Consider the following 16,878-nt stretch of genomic DNA (forward strand, 5'->3'; position numbering starts at 1 on the left):
GGGCTAGTCGGTCGACGGCGGACCGAGGATCGGAATCAGCGCGTCGTCGAACAGCGGAGCCAACCGGCGGGCGTAGTCGGGCGTGACGTGGTTGCCGTCGCGTCGCACGATGACCCCGCCGATGAAGATGGGGCAGCGGCCGGAAAGACAGAACCAGTCCGTGGTGGGGATGTACCAGGAACCCTTACCACCCCAGACCCGCTGGTCGGCCTCGGCGTACGTCCGGTACTCCTCGGAGAGCGCCGAGATGCAGTCGCGGGGCGCGGAGAGCCGGGTGATGCAGGTCTTCGGGTCGGGGCCGAGCGGCGGCGGCTGCAGGGCCACCACCCGGCCCGCCGCACCGAGCCACCTCTCCTTGGCGGTGCGGGCGGCCTGCTCCCACTCGGCCAGCGACGGGTTCCCGCCGGTGTCGGCGAACCGCTGCCGGTAGGCGTTGCTGAGGATCACCAGATCGGGCCGGCTGTTCTCGACGACGGTACGTACCGCCCGCCGGTGACCGGGGCACGTCTCGGTGATGCTGGCGGTCGGTGACACCGTGTCCGAGGCGAGGAAGGGGCAGCCGGCGTAGGTCAGGTCCCGCACCTCCCACCCGTCCGGTTCGAGCACCCGCCGCACCAGGGGCAGCCAGGCACTGCCGATCGAGTCTCCGACGACGACCGCCAGCCTGCGGGGGCGTGGCGTGACGGTGCAGTCGTTGCCCTCCGGGACCGAGGGCCGGCAACCCTGGCCGTCCCCCCGTGTGAATCCCAGAGTGTCCAGTTCGCCTGGGGGAGGGGTCAGCACCGGCCAGTCGGCGGCGTCGAGTGCCGCCCCGATCTGCTGTGACAGCTCCCGCTGCGACGCGACCACCGTCACCTCCGGTCCAACCTGCGGCGACGACGAGGTCCGGACCGCTACCGTGCCCACCGTGACCGTCACTGCGGCCAGCGTCACCAGGACGGCGGTGCGGCGGATCCGGGCCACACCGCTGGGTTGTCGGGGCTTGCCCGGAGGCCGTCGTTCCAACCAGGACGATCGACGGACCGGATTCTCCACCAGGTGGTAGGAGAGCACCGAGAACACCGCCGTGCCGACGAGCGTGAGCAGCGCGACGACGTGTCCACCGGTCGGCAGGGCGGCCCCGATCAGGACGAGCAGCGGGAAGTGCCACAGGTACAGCGAGTAGGAGATGTCACCGACGTATCCGACCGCCCGGTTGGTCAGCGGGAACATATGCCGCTGGCCACCGACGCCACCGGCGATGACCAGGGCCGTCGAGATCACCGCCAGGAAGGCGCCCGGGACGGGGAAGGGCGACTGCGCGGTGATGACGAGCACCGAGACGACCAGGCCGGTCAGGCCGAGCCACTGGTATGCCGGGCGGGCCGGGGCCGGAATCCGGGCCAGCAGCGGTGCCGCCACCGCGAGCAGCGCACCCACCCCGAGTTCCCAGGCACGGGAGAAGGTCGAGAAGTACGCGACGGTCGGGCGGTGACCGACCTCCCACAGGGCGAACGCGATGGAGCCGACGACCACGGCCGCCAGCACCACGCCGACCGCCCACCGGGAGCCGCTACCGTACCTGCCCCGTCGGGCGGCCAGGCCGAGCACCGCCACCAGCAGCACCGGCCAGACCAGATAGAACTGCTCCTCGACGGAGAGCGACCAGTAGTGCCGCAACGGCGAGACCGGTCCGTCAATCTGCCAGTAGTCCGTGCCGGTGGACGCGAAGCGCCAGTTGGCCGCGAAGAGGCCGGCCCAGAGCGCGTCCCAGGCCGTCGCGCGGACCCGCTCGCCGAAGAACAGCAGCGACGACGCGAGGTACGTGCTCACCAGGACGAGCATCGCCAGCGGCAGGATTCGGCGGACCCGTCGACGGTAGAAGTCCGCGAAGGAGATCCGTCCTCTGCGGTCATGTTCGTCGAGCAACAGGCCGGTGATCAGGAAACCGGAGACGACGAAGAAGACGTCGACGCCGACGAACCCGCCGGCCGGCCACCCGAAGACGTGTTCGAGGATCACCACCACGACCGCGAACGCGCGCAGTCCCTGGATGTCCCGTCGGAAACCCGAACCGGGCGTCGACGGCCGCCGGGCGGCGGCCCGATGAACCGGCGCCGTGAGGGAGCCTGACGACATCGGGTCCTTCCTCACACCAGCGGACCTGCGGCCCGCGACGACTGTGGCGGAGACCGGTCCGGAGCCCGGTCAGTCACGCGCCTCGGTGGGCGTACGACCGACGGACGGCCGGCCGGTCCCGCGGCGGAGCCGGGCCAGCGCTCCCTGCCGGCGGTCGGCCGTCGCGTCGACCGGGACGGGGCCGGTCGATCCTAGCGCGGACTTCGTCAACACCATCAGGACGAAGATCCAGGTGAGTCCGTCGACCGAGAGCGGGTTCCAGACCACCTCGGTGAACGAGTAGATCACGAAGAGTGCCACCGGTGCCTTGGCGGAGAACGCGCGCCCGTCGACGACAGGCGCGCGCAGCAGCGTGGCCAACAACAGGCCCCACAGGGTCAGTGCGACGAAGCCGCCGGAGAAGATGGCGAGCACGTAACCCGAGTGGAAGAAGTGGTGTGGAGCCTCGCCGATGTCCCGCAGGTAGTACCACTTGGAGACGCCCACACCCGTGGCCTCCGCACCGGCGATGTACTCCCGCACGTGGATCCAGATGTTCCCCCGGTTGCTCAGGGTGGTCTTGGAGGCGCTCCAGGTCAGATAGGTGGCCACGGCTGCGGCGCCGACGACCAGCGACACGCAGAGGGCGAAGTGGATCCGCTGGTACGGCCGGTACCACTGGAGCACCCACGCGCCGAGCACCCAGACGCCGACGGCGGCCAGTGCCAGGTAGCTCGTCCGGGACCCGGTCGCCACGATGACCAGCAGGCAGAACGCCACCACCGCCCACCGCTCGGCCCGGCGCAACGCGCAGACGGCGGCGACCAGCGTGAACGAGGTGATCAGAGCGATGTAGTTCTCGGAGTCGTAGAAACTCTTGAACAGTCCGCCCGCCAGTGAGCACTTCTCCAACTGCCCATCGGTGCAGGCCCGCCATGCCTGTCCGTAGACGGCCGTCGGGATGGTGAGCAGAGCCAGGACGGCCAGCCCGGTGTAGGCCATCGCGCCCAGGCTCACCGGGGCCCCCGTCGCCAGCAACCAGGCCGCCACCAACAGCAGACCGGCGGCGGCATACGCCGGCAGTCGTGACCCGTACACGCCGTCCCCGGTGAGGACGTCGACGGCGACGCACCAGACGAGCACGGCCCCGGCCAACCCCAGGCAGATCCGTCGCCAGATCTCGGGCAGGCCGGCCAGCCGTCCGCGGCGTGCCACGAGCAGCCAGACGACCAGGGCGAACACCAGGACGCCGATGAGCGCCGACGAGTGGTCCCCGGCCAGTACGGGCGCGGCGTTCGCGAGCACCGCGAATCCGATGAGCGCGACGGCGGTCGACGCACCGCCGAAGCTGGCGGCGACCGCCTTACGCGCGTACACCAGCCAGCCGGCCACCGCGAGACCGGTGGCGCTCAGCAGGACACCGAAGAGTGTGGTCACCTCAGACCCTTTCCATGGAACGTGGCGCGGGGGGCGTGCCCGCCGGGTCGCGGCGGACGGCGACGGCGAGACATCCCCAGAGCAGTACGGCGAGCAGCGCGTCGCAGGCCAGACTGGAGTAGACGGCACCCTGCCAGCCGTACGCCGGAATGAGCCACAGGTTGAGCAGGACGTTCAGCACACCGACGCCGATCTGGCAGACCGTCCGTCGCCCCTGCATCCGGGCTCCGGACAAGGCATCTGCGGCAAGGTAGTGCAGAGACTTCAGCACGAGCAGCGCGCTCAGGCCCTGGAGCGCCGGCACGGCTGCCTCGAAGTCGGCACCGAACACCAGCGGCATCATCCACGAGAAGGCGACCAGCAGCAGGCTCACCGGCACGCTGAAGGCCAGGAATCGCGGCAACAGGCCCCGGGCCATCCGCAGGGCCGCCCGAGGGCCGTTGCGGCCCGCCTCGAAGAACCGGGGATAGGCGATCGCGCTCATCGACCGGGCCGGTGTGTACGCCAGGTCGACCACCCGGTAGGCCGCGGCGTAGATGGCGGCGCTCTCGGGGGTGCCCAGACGCGAGAGCATGACCTTGTCGACGTCGTTGTAGACCGACTGGGCCGACAGCCCGACGGCGAAGAGCATCCCGGTCCGAGCCTGTCCGAGGGAGCCCCGGACGCTGATCGCGTGCCGGCCTCCGCCGCGCAGCCCGCCCAGGATCACCGGCAGGCACACGACGACGGACAGCACCACGGACGTCACCGCCCACCCGTGCAACGTGATCGGTCCCGCCGCGACGGCCAGCACCACGGCGCCGGCCAGCCGACAGACGTGCAGCAGGGCCGGGATCAGCGCGGCGAGCAGGATCCGACCGCGTACCTGGATCGACGCCGCCACGGCCTCGATGAGCCGCCACGCGACCAGGTCGGCGAAGGCCAGACAGAGCAGGTCCACCACTCCGACGTCGGCGCCCCAGATGGCCAGCCCCGCGGCGGCGACCAGGACGGTTGCCGCGCAGCCGAAGACGGTGGACAGGAACAACCCACGCACGAGGTGGCGGGCCCACTCGCCCGGCGCGTCCGCGTAGTTCTGCATGATCAGGCTCGGCGCGCCGGCGGACGCGAAGGGCGAGACCACCGCGACCAGCGCGGTGACACCGACGAAGAGACCGTACGTGCTGATCGGCATCTCCCGCGCCAGCAGCACGAAGAGAGCTCCCTGGGCGAGGGTGCGCAGCAGGGTACCGGTGAAGAAGGTGCCGGACTTGCGCAGGAAACCGTCGCCTCGACCGGCGCGGAACGGCCTGCGTCGACCGGGTCGTGGACGACCATCGTCCGCGACGTCACCGGGCACCGCCGTCACGTCAACGCCTCCACCCACCGGCCCCCGACCGTCGCCGGGTCCAACTCGGTGCACCGGGCGTGCCACGCCCTCTCGAAGTCCGTGACGCCGGGGCGGCCGTCCCCGGCCAGCCGCACGATCGCGGCGGCGAGTGCCTCGGCCGAGGTGTCCGCCGCCAGCGTGCCCGGGACGAAGGTCGGGATCATCTCGTCCAGAGCGGGCACCGGCAGCGCGGCGACCGGCAACCCCGCCTCGGCGGCCTCCACGATGCTGAAGCCGAACGTCTCGGCACGGGACGGATGCACCAGCATGTCCGCCTCGGTCAGGAGACGGGCCACCGTCGGCACCCGGCCGAGGAAGGTCGTACGGTCCTGCAACCCGAGCCGGCGCGCCGTGTCGTGCAGCAGTTCACGCTCCTCCCCGTCCCCGGCGAGCGTCAGCTGGTAGTTCGTGGGCAGCAGGGCCAGCGCTTCGAGCGCGCAGGAGTGGTTCTTGTACGGCCGGAAGGCGGCCGTGGTGAGCAGGCGGATCCGCGCCCGGTCCGGCACCTCGCGTGGCGCGACGAACGGCTTGGCCGGCATCGGGTTGAGGATCGTCACCACCCGCTGCTCGGGAGCGAGTCGCCGGACGGTCCGCGCGACACCGTCGGAGACGGCGACGACGAGTCGGGGCCGCAGCGCGCGGGCCCGGGCTGCCCGGGCGAGCATCCGGACCCGGCCGTCGATGCGCAGCCGCTCCGGCAGCAGCGAGTGTTCCCAGGCGACGTACTCGCGACCGGTGCCGGTCAAGGCGGCACCGACCGGGACACTGCCCCAGAGTCCGCTCGCCACGATCTGCGTGTTCGCCGGGAGACGTGGCAACCGGCGTCGTAACGGTGGGACCGCCTCCATCAGGCGGGTGATCCGGGTGCCGAGACCGAGCGTGTCGATCGCCAGGTCGCCCAGGGAGGCCGGGACGGGCCCCGACACCACGGTCGCCGACACCTCGACGCCCTGGTCGTGAAGTCCTCGCATCAGCAGCGCGGCGGCGAGTTCCATGCCGTACAGCGGTTCCAGTTGGGGGAGCACGAAGTGCAGACGCATCACTGCTGCCCACCCGTGGGGACGCCGCCGGTGGTCCGGGACTTGCGCATCGCCACCCGTTCGAGCGCGGAGCGCGGCACGAGGCCGAGTGCCGCGAGAACGGCGTTGCTCGCCGACGGAACGGAGTTGCGTCGGATCGCCCGCACCATCTCGCGTACGCCCTCGCGGTCACGGGCCTGGAGCGCGTACCGCAGGGTCTGTGCGGTGACGAAGTCGGCGAAGGTCGCTGGTGCCCAGACGCCCTCCCAGCGTTGGGCCCAGGCCCATGAGGTACGCCAGTCGGCGCCCGCCGAGATCGAGCCGGGGCTGCCCACGGTGTAGACAGCGGTCGCCTCCTCGATCTGCACGATCCTCGCACCCGGCAGTCGGGCCGCCCGGACGAGCCAGTCCCAGTCCTGGTGGCGGGGCAGCGACTCGTCCCACGGGCATTTCGTGGCCACCGTGATGGTGGTCAGCAGCGTCGAGGTGGGCAGCGACTGGCGTGCGACCCCGAGCTGCCGTCGACGGAACAGGTAGTCCTCCGGTCGCTGGCCGTCGGCGATCAGCGTGCCCGGCACGGCGGAGGGAAGCGGATCGGCGCCCGCCTTGCGCTGCAGCGTCCGCGACGACACCACCGGCAACCAGCCCTCGCCGGCCAGCCGTTCCAGGACGGGCAGTTGGGCGGCGAGCTTGCCGGGCAACCACGCGTCGTCGTCGTCGAGGAACGCCACATGGCTACCTGGCGCTGCATGCCGTACGCCGAGATTGCGGGCGTGTGAGCCGCGTCGTCCGCCGCCGGTGCAGACGATCTCGTCGATCTGGCCGCGCAACTCGGACACGCTGGTCGGTACCTCGGCGAGATCGCATACGACGACCACGTGCACCGAGACACCGCGCTGCGCGCGGGCGGTGGCGACCGCCTCGGCGAGGCTGGGCCTGCCCGTCGTCGGGATGACTACCGAAACGTCCGGCATCGGGATTTCTCCAAGCGGTTCGGCTGCACGCGGTGAGGGCGTCGCCGGTGGGTTCAGGGGCACGTCGGTGAGGGCGTCGCCGGTCGCGAGCGGGCGATCAGGTCGCCGGTCCGGTCCGGACGACGGCACGGACTATGGCAGATCGGTCAGCGACCACCACCGCGGAACACCTCTGCCACCGTCCGCAGGAGCACCTTGGTGTCCAGCCACAGTGACCAGTTCTCGATGTAGTAGTTGTCGAAGCGGGCGCGATCGGAGATCGGCGTGTCACCTCGCAGGCCGCTGACCTGGGCGAGGCCGGTGAGTCCCACCGGCACCCGGTGACGCATGGCATAGCTGGGATATTCGGCGGAGAACTTCTCCACGAAGTACGGGCGCTCGGGGCGCGGCCCGACCACACTCATGTCGCCCTTGAGGATGTTCCAGAGCTGAGGCAGTTCGTCCAGGGACGTACGCCGGAGGAAACGTCCGATCGGGGAGACCCGCCGGTCGTGGGCGATCGACCAGTTGGTCTGTGACTCCTGCTCGTCGAGTGGCCGCATGGTGCGGAACTTGATGATGTCGAAAGGCTGACCGTGTCGACCGATGCGCTCCTGCCGGAAGAAGACGCCACGCCCTCCGTCGACGAAGACGAGCGAGGCACAGAGCAGCAGGAGCGGGCTGAGCAACAGCAGGGCCGAGCCGGCGAAGAGCGCGTCGGAGGCGCGCTTGAGTGCCCAGTGCGGCCCGGACAGGATGGTGTCGCTCACCTTGACGATCGGGATGGCGCCGATGTGGTCGCCGTGGGACCGGGAGCCCCAGAGCCGGGGGGCCGCCCACAGGTCGCAGGTGGCGACCGGGGGCTGCCGGAGGATCTCCATCAGCACCAGCTCGGGACAGTCCGGATCAGCGATGATCAAAACGTCGCACTCGGTCAGCCGTACCAGATGCCCGAGCTGGTCGAGCGTGCCGATGACGGGCACCGTGGACGAGGTCGCCGGTGACGGGCTGTCGACGTGCCCGACGAACCGCAGCCCGTAGCGGGGGTAGCGACGCAGCAACCGGGCCAGTTCCACGGCGGTGGGTCCACTGCCGATGATGATGGCGTTGTGCTCGACCCAGCGGCGACGGCGGGCCAGGGTGGCGATCTCTCGGGTGAGCAGCCGACCGGCCAGCACCAGGACGGCGGCGATGGCCATGCCGCGAATGAAGCCGACGAGGTACTGCGGGGAGTCGTGGCGCAGCGCCGCGAGGATCACGACGATCGCCGAGGAGGCCAGCAGCCGGCCGCAGAGGCTCGGCAACTCGTCGAGGATGCTCACGTGGCGGCGGGCGCGGTAGAGCCCTCCGGCGGCGAAGACGGCCACCGTCAGGGCGGTCATGACGAGGGTGCCACGCCAGTACTGCGGGGCGACGGCGAGCGGCGACAGCAGTGCGGCGACGTCGACCGGGGCGGTCAACATCCAGGCACGCAGACCACGGGTACGGGCCGAAGCGCGGGAACCGGCGTACGGCAGCACGGTGGTCACGTCGAGACCGGGCCGCGGGCCGGTTTCCGTTGCCGCCGATGCGGGTGGGGCCTCGGCGGCTTCGGTCACCTGCGGGTCGTGGCTCTCGTGCTCCGGCTCCGGAGGCTGCTGGTCCAGGATCGACATTCCCGCGTCGTCGGGCACGCTCGTGGCCGGACAGCCCACGACAGGTTGCCTCGACATGTCCAGTTCCTCTCCCCCGCGGAGTGAACGCCGTTGGCGTCGGAGCCACCGGAGCGAACGCAGGATACGGCGGCCCTGGTGACAGCCGCCAGACCCGGTGGGTCAATAGATGAGCTACTTTCCGCCTACCACCGGGGTCACGGGGTGGCCTGCCGACAGCGGCCCCTGTCGAGACACCGTGAACCTTCGTCCACCGTGCACCGTACGGTTGGGCACTCGTGGCGTTCGTTATCGTCACGATTGACGAGGCTGGTGAAAGGAAAGTCGTGTCCGCGCACACCCAGTTCCTCAAGACGGTGGGACCGGTACCGGCCCCGCGCTTCGACCCCGATCTCGGGGTGATCACACCTCCGTCCAACGGCATGCCCCGGTCGGTCTTCGGTCGTCCGGTCGCGCCCCGGGCGAAGTGGCGACGGCGGTACATGGCCTGGCTGATCGCGCTCGACTTCCTCGCCGCATGGGCCGCCAGCCAGACGGTCGTCATGGTGTTCGAGGAGGCGGACGCCGGCTTCTGGGACGAGCGGCTGCTCGGTGTCAGCACCTTCGAGTTGGTGGCCAACCTGATCGTGCCGTTGATGTGGTTGACCATCCTCGCCGGTGCCGGCGCGTACGACCGGCGGGCGCTCGGACGGGGCACCGAGGAACTCAAGCGGGTGGTCCGGGCCAACGTGGCGATGGCCGCCGCCGTCTCCTTCCTGGCCCTGGGCTTCAAGAAGGACCTGTCCCGGGCCACCGTCGCCGCGATCATCATCGGCCTGCTGGTGTACACCGTCTTCGTCCGGTTCGTGGCCCGGGTGGTGCTCCGCCGCATCCGTCGCAGCAGCCAGCGGGCCTCGCAGAAGGTGCTGCTGGTGGGGCGCCTCTCGGACGCCCTGGCGGTGCACGAGGTGGTGACCCGCAACGCGGGTGCCGGTCTGCGTCCGGTCGCCATCCACCTGCCCCGGTTCCCTCGGGCGGGTGAGCGGGTGGAGGCGCCGGTGCCGGTCTATGTCGGCTGGGATCTGGTGCCGCTGGTCCAGCAGTTGGGGGCCGACACCATCGCGGTCTGCGGTCCGGCCAGCCTCGAGTCGTACGAGTTGCGCAAGCTGGCCTGGCAGTTGGAGGGCACCGGCCTCGACCTGGTCGTGGTGCCGCAGGTGACCGACATCACCGGGCCACGGATCCACGTCCGCCCGATCGAGGGCCTGCCGCTGTTGAACGTCGAGGAACCGACGATCTCCGGCCTGTCCCTGCTGGCCAAGAGTGTGATGGACCGGCTCTCGGCGCTCGCCGGGCTGATCGTGCTGAGTCCGCTGCTGCTCGGGATCGCGGTGGCGATCAAGGTGACCGATCCCGGTCCGGTGATGTTTCGGCAGAGCCGGATCGGTCACCAGGGCAAGGCGTTCAAGGTGTGGAAGTTCCGCACCATGTACACCGACGCCGAGCAGCGGTTGGAGGCCCTGCGGGCGCACAACGAGAGCGACGGCCTGCTCTTCAAGATGAAGAACGATCCGCGGGTCACGCCGATCGGTCGGCATCTGCGTGCCCTGTCGCTCGACGAACTACCCCAGTTGATCAACGTGTTGGCGGGGCAGATGTCCCTGGTCGGCCCGCGCCCGTTGCCGACCGAGGACGACGACTATCGCGGCGACGTCCGGCGTCGACTGCTGGTCCGTCCGGGCATCACCGGCCTCTGGCAGATCTCCGGCCGATCCGACCTGACCTGGGAGGACGCCGTCCGGCTGGACCTGCACTACGTCGACAACTGGTCGCTCGTCTACGACCTCGGCATCCTCTGGCGCACGGTGCGGGTGGTGCTGGCCCGGCGCGGCGCCTACTGAGATCGGGCAGTGGTGGTGCGGCGCCCCAACCGGAGCGCCGCACCACCACCGGTCACTTCTTCTCGGCCCCGGCGATGATGTCCTGGACGGCGTCGCGGCGGACGGCCGCATAGAACGTGTCGACCCGCTCGTCGTCGGCGAAGACCACGCTCTCCGAGCCGACCCGTCCGGTGCCCCTGGTCGGGCTGGTCACGAACGTCAGACTCCGGCCGCGCAGGTTGCGGTTCTCGGTGGCCATGTCGAACAGGGAGAGATCCCTGTCCATCGAGAGCGAGCCGGAGGTGGCCTGGAGGAAGGAGTTCAGCCGCGCCGGGTTGGTGAGCAACCCGCCCGAGGTCGCCTTGTCCAGGATCGCCTTGATCACTTGCTGCTGGTGCCGGATGCGGGAGAAGTCGCCGTCGGCGAACTGCTTGCGCTGGCGGGAGTAGTCGAGAGCCGCCTCGCCGTCCATCTTCTGCGGACCGGCCTGGAACGTGCGGAACGGTGGATGGATCGAGGTGAACTGCTTCTCCGAGTTCACCTCGATGCCGCCGAGCGCGTCGATGATCTCCGTGAAACCGGCGAAGTCGACCATCACCACGTGGTCGATGCGGACCTTGGTGAACTGTTCCACGGTCTGCACCATGAGCGGCACCCCACCCCACGCGTACGCGGCATTGATCTTCGCGTCGCGACCGCCGCGTCCCTCCGTGGAGCGTGGCACGGCGACCCAGGTGTCGCGGGGGATGGAGATGAGCTGGGCGCTGGAGCGGTCCTTCGGCAGGTGGGCCAGGATGATGGTGTCCGTGCGAGAACCGCCGGTGCTCTCCGGATCGCGCGAGTCGCTGCCGAGCACCAGAATGTTGAGCGCGTCGGTGGCGACCACCTCGGGCCGGGTCTCCGCCGGTACGCCGTCGAAGGCGTCGACCCGCTCGATGTCCGACTCGACCGACTTCAGATAGAAGCCTGCGGCCACCATGCCCCCGGCACCGACCAGCACCAGCACCAGCACGCTGATCAGGGTGATCCGCAGCCATCGGCGACGCGGTCTGCCGGCGGTCGTCGGCTCCGGCCCGTCGGTGCCTCCCGCAGGCGGGTTCTCCGCCGGGGAGACGGTCCCGGCCTGCTCTCCACTCGACATGGCGGAGATGCTACTGATTTCACGTTCTCGGGGTATCCCCGGCCGGTGCCGAATTTCGCCTGGCCGTCCCGTCGTGTCCCCCACACGTTCCCGTCAGTCTGATACAACCCAGCCGTGGACGCCGTCAAGCTGCGTCGGGCCATCGCCCGTACCCGCCTCGCACCCGTTGCCGCCTTCCCGAAACGACTGGTCGCGGTCGCCCGTCATGACGCCCGGGTGCTCCGTACCTCGGTCCGCTGGTTGGTGGCCTCCCGGGAGCACCACAACTACACGTACGAGCTGACCAAGCTCAGCCGCAGCCACCTCGCCTGGTTCGTCAGCGTGGTCTGCGACCTGCCGGTGCGGCAGGTGCGCGGTTACCTGAAGGAGATCGAGTCGGACGACGCGCTGCGGCAGCACATCTCCTCGGCCACCGCCGGTGCGGCCCGTCGCGGGCTGGCCGACACGCAGGTCCGGTACGCCCGCCGGATCGGCTGGTACGCGATCGTCCGTGCCCGCAAGCCGACGCACATCGTGGAGACCGGCGTGGACAAGGGGCTGGGCAGTTGCGTACTCGCCGCCGCTCTGCTGCGCAACGCCGCCGAGGGCCACCCCGGCCGGGTCAGCTCGATCGACATCAACCCGGAGGCCGGCTACCTGGCCCGGGTCGCGCCCTGGTCGGAGGTGATCGACCTGGTCGTCGGCGACTCCGTCGAGTCGATCGGCGCCCTGGACCGGCCGGTCGACCTGTTCCTGCACGACAGCGACCACCGCCGCGCCTACGAGAAGCGCGAGTTCGACGCCGTCGAGTCGAAGCTGGCACCGGAGGCGATGCTGCTCACCGACAACGTCACGCACACCACCGTGCTGGCCGACCACGCCGAGCGGACCGGCCGCCGGTTCCTCGCCTACCGGGAGACGCCGGTCGACCACTGGTACCCCGGCGACGGCATCGGGGTGGCATGGTGACCGGGTGCGGTTGACCGAGATCAACACCTATCCGATCAAGGGCTGTCGGGGGATCGGCCACGCCGAGGTCGGGGTGGCGCCGTGGGGCCTCGACGGCGACCGGCGCTGGATGGTCGTGGACGCCGAGGGCGTCGGCGTCACCCAGCGCGAGGACACCTCGCTGGTCCGGGTGCACGCCCGGCCCGGACCCGATGGGCTGCTGCTGCGCGCCGAGGGGCAGCCCGACCTGTCGGTGCCCGAGCCGGTCGGCGGCGACCCGGTGCCGGTGCGCACCTTCCGCCGTCGGGTGCTGCGGGTCGACGCGCTTCCCGCCGGCCCGGCCGCCGACGCGTGGTGCAGCGCGGTGCTGGACCGGCCGGTCCGGCTGGTCTGGCTGGCCGAGCCGACCCGGCACATCGAACCGGGCCGCAAGAAGCACGACCCGGGCGGCCGGGTCAGCTTCGCCGACGCGTACCCGGTGCTGCTGACCAGCACCACGTCGCTGGCCGCGCTCGGCGACTGGCTGACCGAGGCGGGCGCGGAACCGGTGCCGATGACCCGGTTCCGTCCCAACCTGGTCGTCGACGGCGCACCCGCCTGGGCGGAGGACGGCTGGGAGGGGAGGCCGCTGCGGATCGGCGGTGTCGCGTTCCGCGCCGCCGGCCCGTCGGCCCGCTGCCTGGTCACCACCACCGACCAGGAGACCGGGGTACGCGGCCGGGAACCGTTGCGCACCCTCGCCCGGCACCGCAACATCGGCCGCCAGTTGCTGTTCGGGCTGAACGTCGTACCGGTGGAGTCCGGCCGGCTCACCGTCGGTGACCAGGTGGAACCGGCCGGTTGAGGCGTGTCGACCGGCCCCGCTGATCTTCGTCTTAGCTTTCGCTTAGGTGGCTTGTCCGATCCGGTGGCCGTCCGGCAACATCGGTCCGCGTGACCGACGGAACCGACGGCCCCGCCGACCGAGCCCGCACCCGGCGTCCGAAGCTGGGCCGTTGGCTGGCCGGTGGGGCCGTGGCGACACTCGCCACCGTTCTCGGCCTGACCCTCGCCCTGCGCTCGGGTGCCGCACCCGCCTGCGCCGCACCGCCCCGCGCCGCCGCCCCGGTCGCCGCCGCGCTGCTCGCCCCGCCCGCCGCCGGCACCCTCAACAAGGGGAAGTCGACCTTCTACGACTCCAAGGGCGAGGGCGGCAACTGCTCCTACCCGTCCGCCCCCGCCGACCGTCTCTACGTCGCCCTCGGCCCCAGCGAGTACGCCGGCGGCGCGGGCTGCGGCGGCTACCTCGACGTGACCGGGCCCAAGGGCAAGGTCCGTGTCATGATCATGGACCAGTGCCCGGAGTGCGCGCCCGGCCACATCGACCTGTCCCGGGAGGCGTTCGCCCGGATCGCCGACCCGGTGCAGGGCATCGTGAACGTCAGCTACCGCCTGGTGGTCGACCCGCCGCTGGCCGGCCCGCTCAGCTTCCGGATCAAGGAAGGCGCGTCGCAGTACTGGTTTGCCGTGCTGGTCGCCGGACACGGCAACCCGCTGCGCGCGGTCGAGGTGCGTCAGGGCAGCTCGGGCGGCTGGCGCACGGCCACTCGGGAGAGCTACAACTACTGGCTGATCGACTCCGGTGCCGGTCCCGGGCCGTACCAGATCCGGGTGACCGACACCCGTGGACACCGGGTGACCGCCACCGGCATCCGGATGGCTCCCGGCCAGGTCCAGCGCTCCACGGTCCGGATGTACGGCGGCACGAGCGGCGGTACGACCACCACCTCCCGGTCACCGTCGGCCAGTCCGAAACCGCGCGCCAGCGCCACTGGAAGCCCGACCCCGTCCGTCTCGACCACCCCGTCGGCCGAGACGGCGACCCCGGCCGCACCGACCAGCGACCCGGCCGCCCTGCCGCCCGTGCCGGTGGCCGCCACGTCGCCGGGCTGCGGCACCTGACGACCCGCTCGCCGGCAGCGCTAGCCGGTCGGGTCGGGCGTCAACCCGAGCCACATCAGGATCTCGTCGCGGTCGTCGCCGGGGCCGACCCGCAGCGCTGCGGGCCAGCGGCCCACCTCGCGGTAGCCGAGTCGCCGATAGAACCGGTCCAGTCCCAGCCCGTCCCGCACCGTCACGTGCAGGGCCGCCAGCCCCAGGACCCGGCCCACCCGCTCGGCCTCGCGCATCAGCGCCTCGCCGAGCCCGCGCCCCTGCGTGTCCGGGTGCACCATCACGCGGGTGAGCACCCGCAGGTGCGTCTTCAGGTGGAACCGGGGGTCGGTGAAGATGGCCATCGCGACCAGCCGGTCACCGTCGTACCCCACCAGCAGGCGGTCCGGCCCGTCCGCGATCCCGGCCAGCGTCGGGTCGGCGATGGTGCGGACCTGGTCGGCGGTGACCGGGGCGACGAAGCCGACCGCCCCGCCCGCGTTGGTGACGTCGACCCAGAGCGCGACGATCCGGGTACGCAGATCGGGGGTCAGCTCGGGATCCAGGACGAAGCGCAGACTCACGGTGCCCATCGTCATCGAACCGCACCCCGATCACCTGCGATCGTGACCAAGGCGACGGATCGGTCGGTGCGGGAGGGGGGATTCGAACCCCCACGTCCTTTCGGACACAGGTTCCTAAGACCTGCGCGGCTGCCCTTACGCCACTCCCGCCAGCGAGACAGAGTCTAGAGCGTCGCGCCGGGACCGTGTCGAGTCGGCGCAGCGTCAGTCCAGGCCGAGATCGCGGCGGAGCTTGGCGACGTGGCCGGTGGCCTTGACGTTGTAGAGCGCCCGCTCGATCTTGCCGCTCTCGTCGATGACGAACGTCGAGCGGATCACCCCGGTCACCGTACGGCCGTAGGACTGCTTCTCGCCGTACGCCCCGTACGCGGTCAGCACCGACTTGTCGGTGTCGGCGACCAGCGGGAAGGTGATCGCGTCGCGCTCGCGGAACGTGGCCAGCTTCTCCGGCTTGTCCGGCGAGATGCCGATCACCTCGTAGCCGGCGGCCTGGAGCGAGGCGAGCGAGTCACGGAAATCGCAGGCCTGCTTGGTGCAGCCGGGGGTCATCGCGGCCGGGTAGGCGTACAGGATGACCTTGCGGCCGCGCAGGTCGGCCAGGGTGAGCTGCCCTCCGGTGTCGGTGGGGAGGGTGAACTCAGGTGCCGCGTCACCGGCGGCGAGACGAGCGGGTGCGGTCATGGCACGACCCTACCGCCGTGCCGTGCCGACCCGGTCGGCACGCCGCACCCGTGATCACCCTCTTGCCAGGTATTGGCAACAGCCTATGTCGGGAAATACGCTCACCTCTGCCGGCGAGCGTGGGCCCGCCGTCACGTGGGAGGTCACGTGGAAACCCTGGCCATGCACATCTCCAACGGAATCATCAACGGCCCGGTGGCGGCGGCCTTCGGGGTGCTGGCGCTGGCGGCGATGGCGTTCTGCGTCCGGCGCGGACGACAGGACCTGGACGACCGCCTCGCGCCGATGGCCGGTCTGGTCGCCGCGTTCATCTTCGCCGTGCAGATGCTCAACTTCCCGATCTTCATCGGGGGAGTCAGCGGCCACCTGCTCGGCGGTGCGCTCGCCGCCATGCTGGTCGGTCCCTGGGTCGGCGCGCTCTGCGTGGCGGTGGTGCTGGCGGTGCAGGCACTGGTCTTCGGTGACGGCGGCGTGGCGATGCTCGGGCTCAACGTCACCAACATGGCGGTCGTCGGCATCGCGGTGGCGTACCTGACGATCGCGCTCCTGCTGCGGGTGCTGCCGCGTACGCCGACCGGGCTGCCGGTGGCGGCCTTCGTCGCCTCGGTGGTCAGTGTGCTGGTCGCGGCGATGGGCTTCGTGCTGCAGTACCAGCTCGGCGGCACCACCGACCTCGGCGGCAACCTGGCCGGTCTGGCCGGCACGATGGCCGTCTCCCACCTGCTCATCGGCGTCGGCGAGGGGCTGATCACGGCGACCACCGTGGTCACCGTGGCGAAGGTCCGACCCGACCTGGTGTACGCGCTGCGGGCCCTGTCGCCGACCGCGTCGAGGTCCGTCCCGGCTACCGGAGGTGTCCGATGAGTACCCGGTCCCGGTCCTTCCTCCTCGGCGGTCTGCTCGTCGCGCTGCTGCTGGCCGGGCTGGTCAGCAACGTCGCCTCGGCCCACCCCGACGGGCTGGACTCGTCGCTGCGGGAGGGCTGCGTCTTCGACGCCGACGACGAGATCGTCGGCGGGGACTGCCCGGCGCGGCAGGAGAAGGAGCACGAGATCGGCGGGCCGCTGGCCGACTACGGCATCGCCGGGCTGGACAACGACGTCGTCTCCACCGGTCTGGCCGGCGTGCTGGGCGTACTGCTCACCTTCGCCGTGGCCGGCGGCGCATTCTGGCTGGTCCGCCGTCGTGGCCCGGGGCCGGACGGCGAGGCGGACCGGAACGGCGTCACCGCGTCGGGCCGGGGGTAGC

At 71.0% G+C, this 16,878-nt stretch carries 15 protein-coding genes and 1 tRNA gene; 6 read left to right on the forward strand and 10 right to left on the reverse strand.

The annotated features are described in order from the left end of the window. Nucleotides 1-3: 3 nt before the first annotated feature. From ACFYTT_RS11210 to ACFYTT_RS11235, 6 genes are all read right to left on the reverse strand, one after another. On the reverse strand, nt 4-2,118 hold the full coding sequence (locus ACFYTT_RS11210) for an acyltransferase family protein (RefSeq protein WP_387258748.1): 2,115 nt from the start codon (nt 2,116-2,118) through the stop codon (nt 4-6). A gap of 69 nt (nt 2,119-2,187) precedes the next feature. Continuing rightward, nucleotides 2,188-3,534 (reverse strand): O-antigen ligase, encoded by a 1,347-nt coding sequence (locus ACFYTT_RS11215; protein WP_176092861.1) that lies wholly within the window; start codon nt 3,532-3,534, stop codon nt 2,188-2,190. A gap of 1 nt (nt 3,535) precedes the next feature. After that, complete coding sequence (locus ACFYTT_RS11220; RefSeq protein ID WP_387258751.1) at nt 3,536-4,882, reverse strand: lipopolysaccharide biosynthesis protein; 1,347 nt, start codon at nt 4,880-4,882, stop codon at nt 3,536-3,538. Then, nucleotides 4,879-5,943 carry a glycosyltransferase gene (locus tag ACFYTT_RS11225; protein WP_176092863.1) on the reverse strand — a complete coding sequence of 355 codons (1,065 nt, stop codon included), beginning with the start codon at nt 5,941-5,943 and terminating at the stop codon, nt 4,879-4,881. The genes ACFYTT_RS11220 and ACFYTT_RS11225 overlap by 4 nt, the downstream gene beginning before the upstream one ends. Then, a complete protein-coding gene (locus ACFYTT_RS11230; RefSeq protein WP_387258753.1) occupies nt 5,943-6,896 on the reverse strand; it encodes a glycosyltransferase in 954 nt (317 codons plus the stop codon). Before ACFYTT_RS11230 ends, ACFYTT_RS11225 begins: the two co-directional genes overlap by 1 nt. Nucleotides 6,897-7,042: 146 nt before the next feature. Next, nucleotides 7,043-8,587: a sugar transferase gene (locus tag ACFYTT_RS11235; RefSeq protein WP_387258755.1), complete on the reverse strand. Its 1,545-nt coding sequence runs from the start codon at nt 8,585-8,587 to the stop codon at nt 7,043-7,045. Between the two features lie 362 nt (nt 8,588-8,949). Between ACFYTT_RS11235 and ACFYTT_RS11240 the strand changes: the two genes are divergently transcribed. Beyond that, entirely contained in the window at nt 8,950-10,407 is a 1,458-nt protein-coding gene (locus ACFYTT_RS11240; RefSeq protein ID WP_387259705.1) for a sugar transferase, read from the forward strand. Nucleotides 10,408-10,459: 52 nt separating this feature from the next. On the opposite strand, the gene ACFYTT_RS11245 is transcribed toward ACFYTT_RS11240, so the two are convergent. After that, complete coding sequence (locus ACFYTT_RS11245) at nt 10,460-11,527, reverse strand: LCP family protein (protein ID WP_387258757.1); 1,068 nt, start codon at nt 11,525-11,527, stop codon at nt 10,460-10,462. Between the two features lie 114 nt (nt 11,528-11,641). Between ACFYTT_RS11245 and ACFYTT_RS11250 the strand changes: the two genes are divergently transcribed. The 3 genes from ACFYTT_RS11250 (at nt 11,642) to ACFYTT_RS11260 (ending at nt 14,395) form a co-directional block, all read left to right on the forward strand. After that, the gene (locus ACFYTT_RS11250) at nt 11,642-12,475 is read left to right on the forward strand and encodes a class I SAM-dependent methyltransferase (RefSeq protein WP_176092866.1); all 834 of its coding nucleotides are present in this window, start codon (nt 11,642-11,644) and stop codon (nt 12,473-12,475) included. A gap of 4 nt (nt 12,476-12,479) precedes the next feature. Continuing rightward, nucleotides 12,480-13,298: an MOSC domain-containing protein gene (locus ACFYTT_RS11255; RefSeq protein ID WP_387258760.1), complete on the forward strand. Its 819-nt coding sequence runs from the start codon at nt 12,480-12,482 to the stop codon at nt 13,296-13,298. An 89-nt stretch (nt 13,299-13,387) separates the two neighbouring features. After that, the gene (locus ACFYTT_RS11260; protein WP_387258762.1) at nt 13,388-14,395 is read left to right on the forward strand and encodes an expansin EXLX1 family cellulose-binding protein; all 1,008 of its coding nucleotides are present in this window, start codon (nt 13,388-13,390) and stop codon (nt 14,393-14,395) included. Nucleotides 14,396-14,415: 20 nt separating this feature from the next. Here ACFYTT_RS11260 and ACFYTT_RS11265 read toward each other — a convergent pair whose 3' ends face one another. The 3 genes from ACFYTT_RS11265 to bcp form a co-directional block, all read right to left on the reverse strand. Then, on the reverse strand, nt 14,416-14,949 hold the full coding sequence (locus tag ACFYTT_RS11265; protein WP_387259708.1) for a GNAT family N-acetyltransferase: 534 nt from the start codon (nt 14,947-14,949) through the stop codon (nt 14,416-14,418). Nucleotides 14,950-15,016: 67 nt separating this feature from the next. Beyond that, nucleotides 15,017-15,099, reverse strand: a tRNA-Leu gene (locus ACFYTT_RS11270). Nucleotides 15,100-15,153: 54 nt separating this feature from the next. Beyond that, the gene (gene bcp / locus ACFYTT_RS11275; protein WP_387258764.1) at nt 15,154-15,630 is read right to left on the reverse strand and encodes a thioredoxin-dependent thiol peroxidase; all 477 of its coding nucleotides are present in this window, start codon (nt 15,628-15,630) and stop codon (nt 15,154-15,156) included. Nucleotides 15,631-15,777: 147 nt separating this feature from the next. Here bcp and ACFYTT_RS11280 point away from each other — a divergent pair, with 147 nt between their 5' ends. Next, nucleotides 15,778-16,494 (forward strand): energy-coupling factor ABC transporter permease, encoded by a 717-nt coding sequence (locus ACFYTT_RS11280; RefSeq protein ID WP_387258766.1) that lies wholly within the window; start codon nt 15,778-15,780, stop codon nt 16,492-16,494. Further along, complete coding sequence (locus tag ACFYTT_RS11285; RefSeq protein ID WP_387258768.1) at nt 16,491-16,877, forward strand: PDGLE domain-containing protein; 387 nt, start codon at nt 16,491-16,493, stop codon at nt 16,875-16,877. The genes ACFYTT_RS11280 and ACFYTT_RS11285 overlap by 4 nt, the downstream gene beginning before the upstream one ends. The last annotated feature ends 1 nt before the right edge of the window (nt 16,878 follow it).

The organism is Micromonospora sp. NPDC003816 (assembly GCF_042874705.1).
GTDB lineage: Bacteria > Actinomycetota > Actinomycetes > Mycobacteriales > Micromonosporaceae > Micromonospora.

What these genes read in the sequence shown, in the direction of transcription:
- ACFYTT_RS11210 (WP_387258748.1), bottom strand. Translation starts at nt 2,118, where the DNA reads ATGTCGTCAGGCTCCCTCACGGCGCCGGTTCATCGGGCCGCCGCCCGG.
- ACFYTT_RS11225 (WP_176092863.1), bottom strand. Translation starts at nt 5,943, where the DNA reads ATGCGTCTGCACTTCGTGCTCCCCCAACTGGAACCGCTGTACGGCATG.
- ACFYTT_RS11230 (WP_387258753.1), bottom strand. Translation starts at nt 6,896, where the DNA reads ATGCCGGACGTTTCGGTAGTCATCCCGACGACGGGCAGGCCCAGCCTC.
- ACFYTT_RS11235 (WP_387258755.1), bottom strand. Translation starts at nt 8,587, where the DNA reads ATGTCGAGGCAACCTGTCGTGGGCTGTCCGGCCACGAGCGTGCCCGAC.
- ACFYTT_RS11240 (WP_387259705.1), top strand. Translation starts at nt 8,950, where the DNA reads ATGCCCCGGTCGGTCTTCGGTCGTCCGGTCGCGCCCCGGGCGAAGTGG.
- ACFYTT_RS11245 (WP_387258757.1), bottom strand. Translation starts at nt 11,527, where the DNA reads ATGTCGAGTGGAGAGCAGGCCGGGACCGTCTCCCCGGCGGAGAACCCG.
- bcp (WP_387258764.1), bottom strand. Translation starts at nt 15,630, where the DNA reads ATGACCGCACCCGCTCGTCTCGCCGCCGGTGACGCGGCACCTGAGTTC.
- ACFYTT_RS11285 (WP_387258768.1), top strand. Translation starts at nt 16,491, where the DNA reads ATGAGTACCCGGTCCCGGTCCTTCCTCCTCGGCGGTCTGCTCGTCGCG.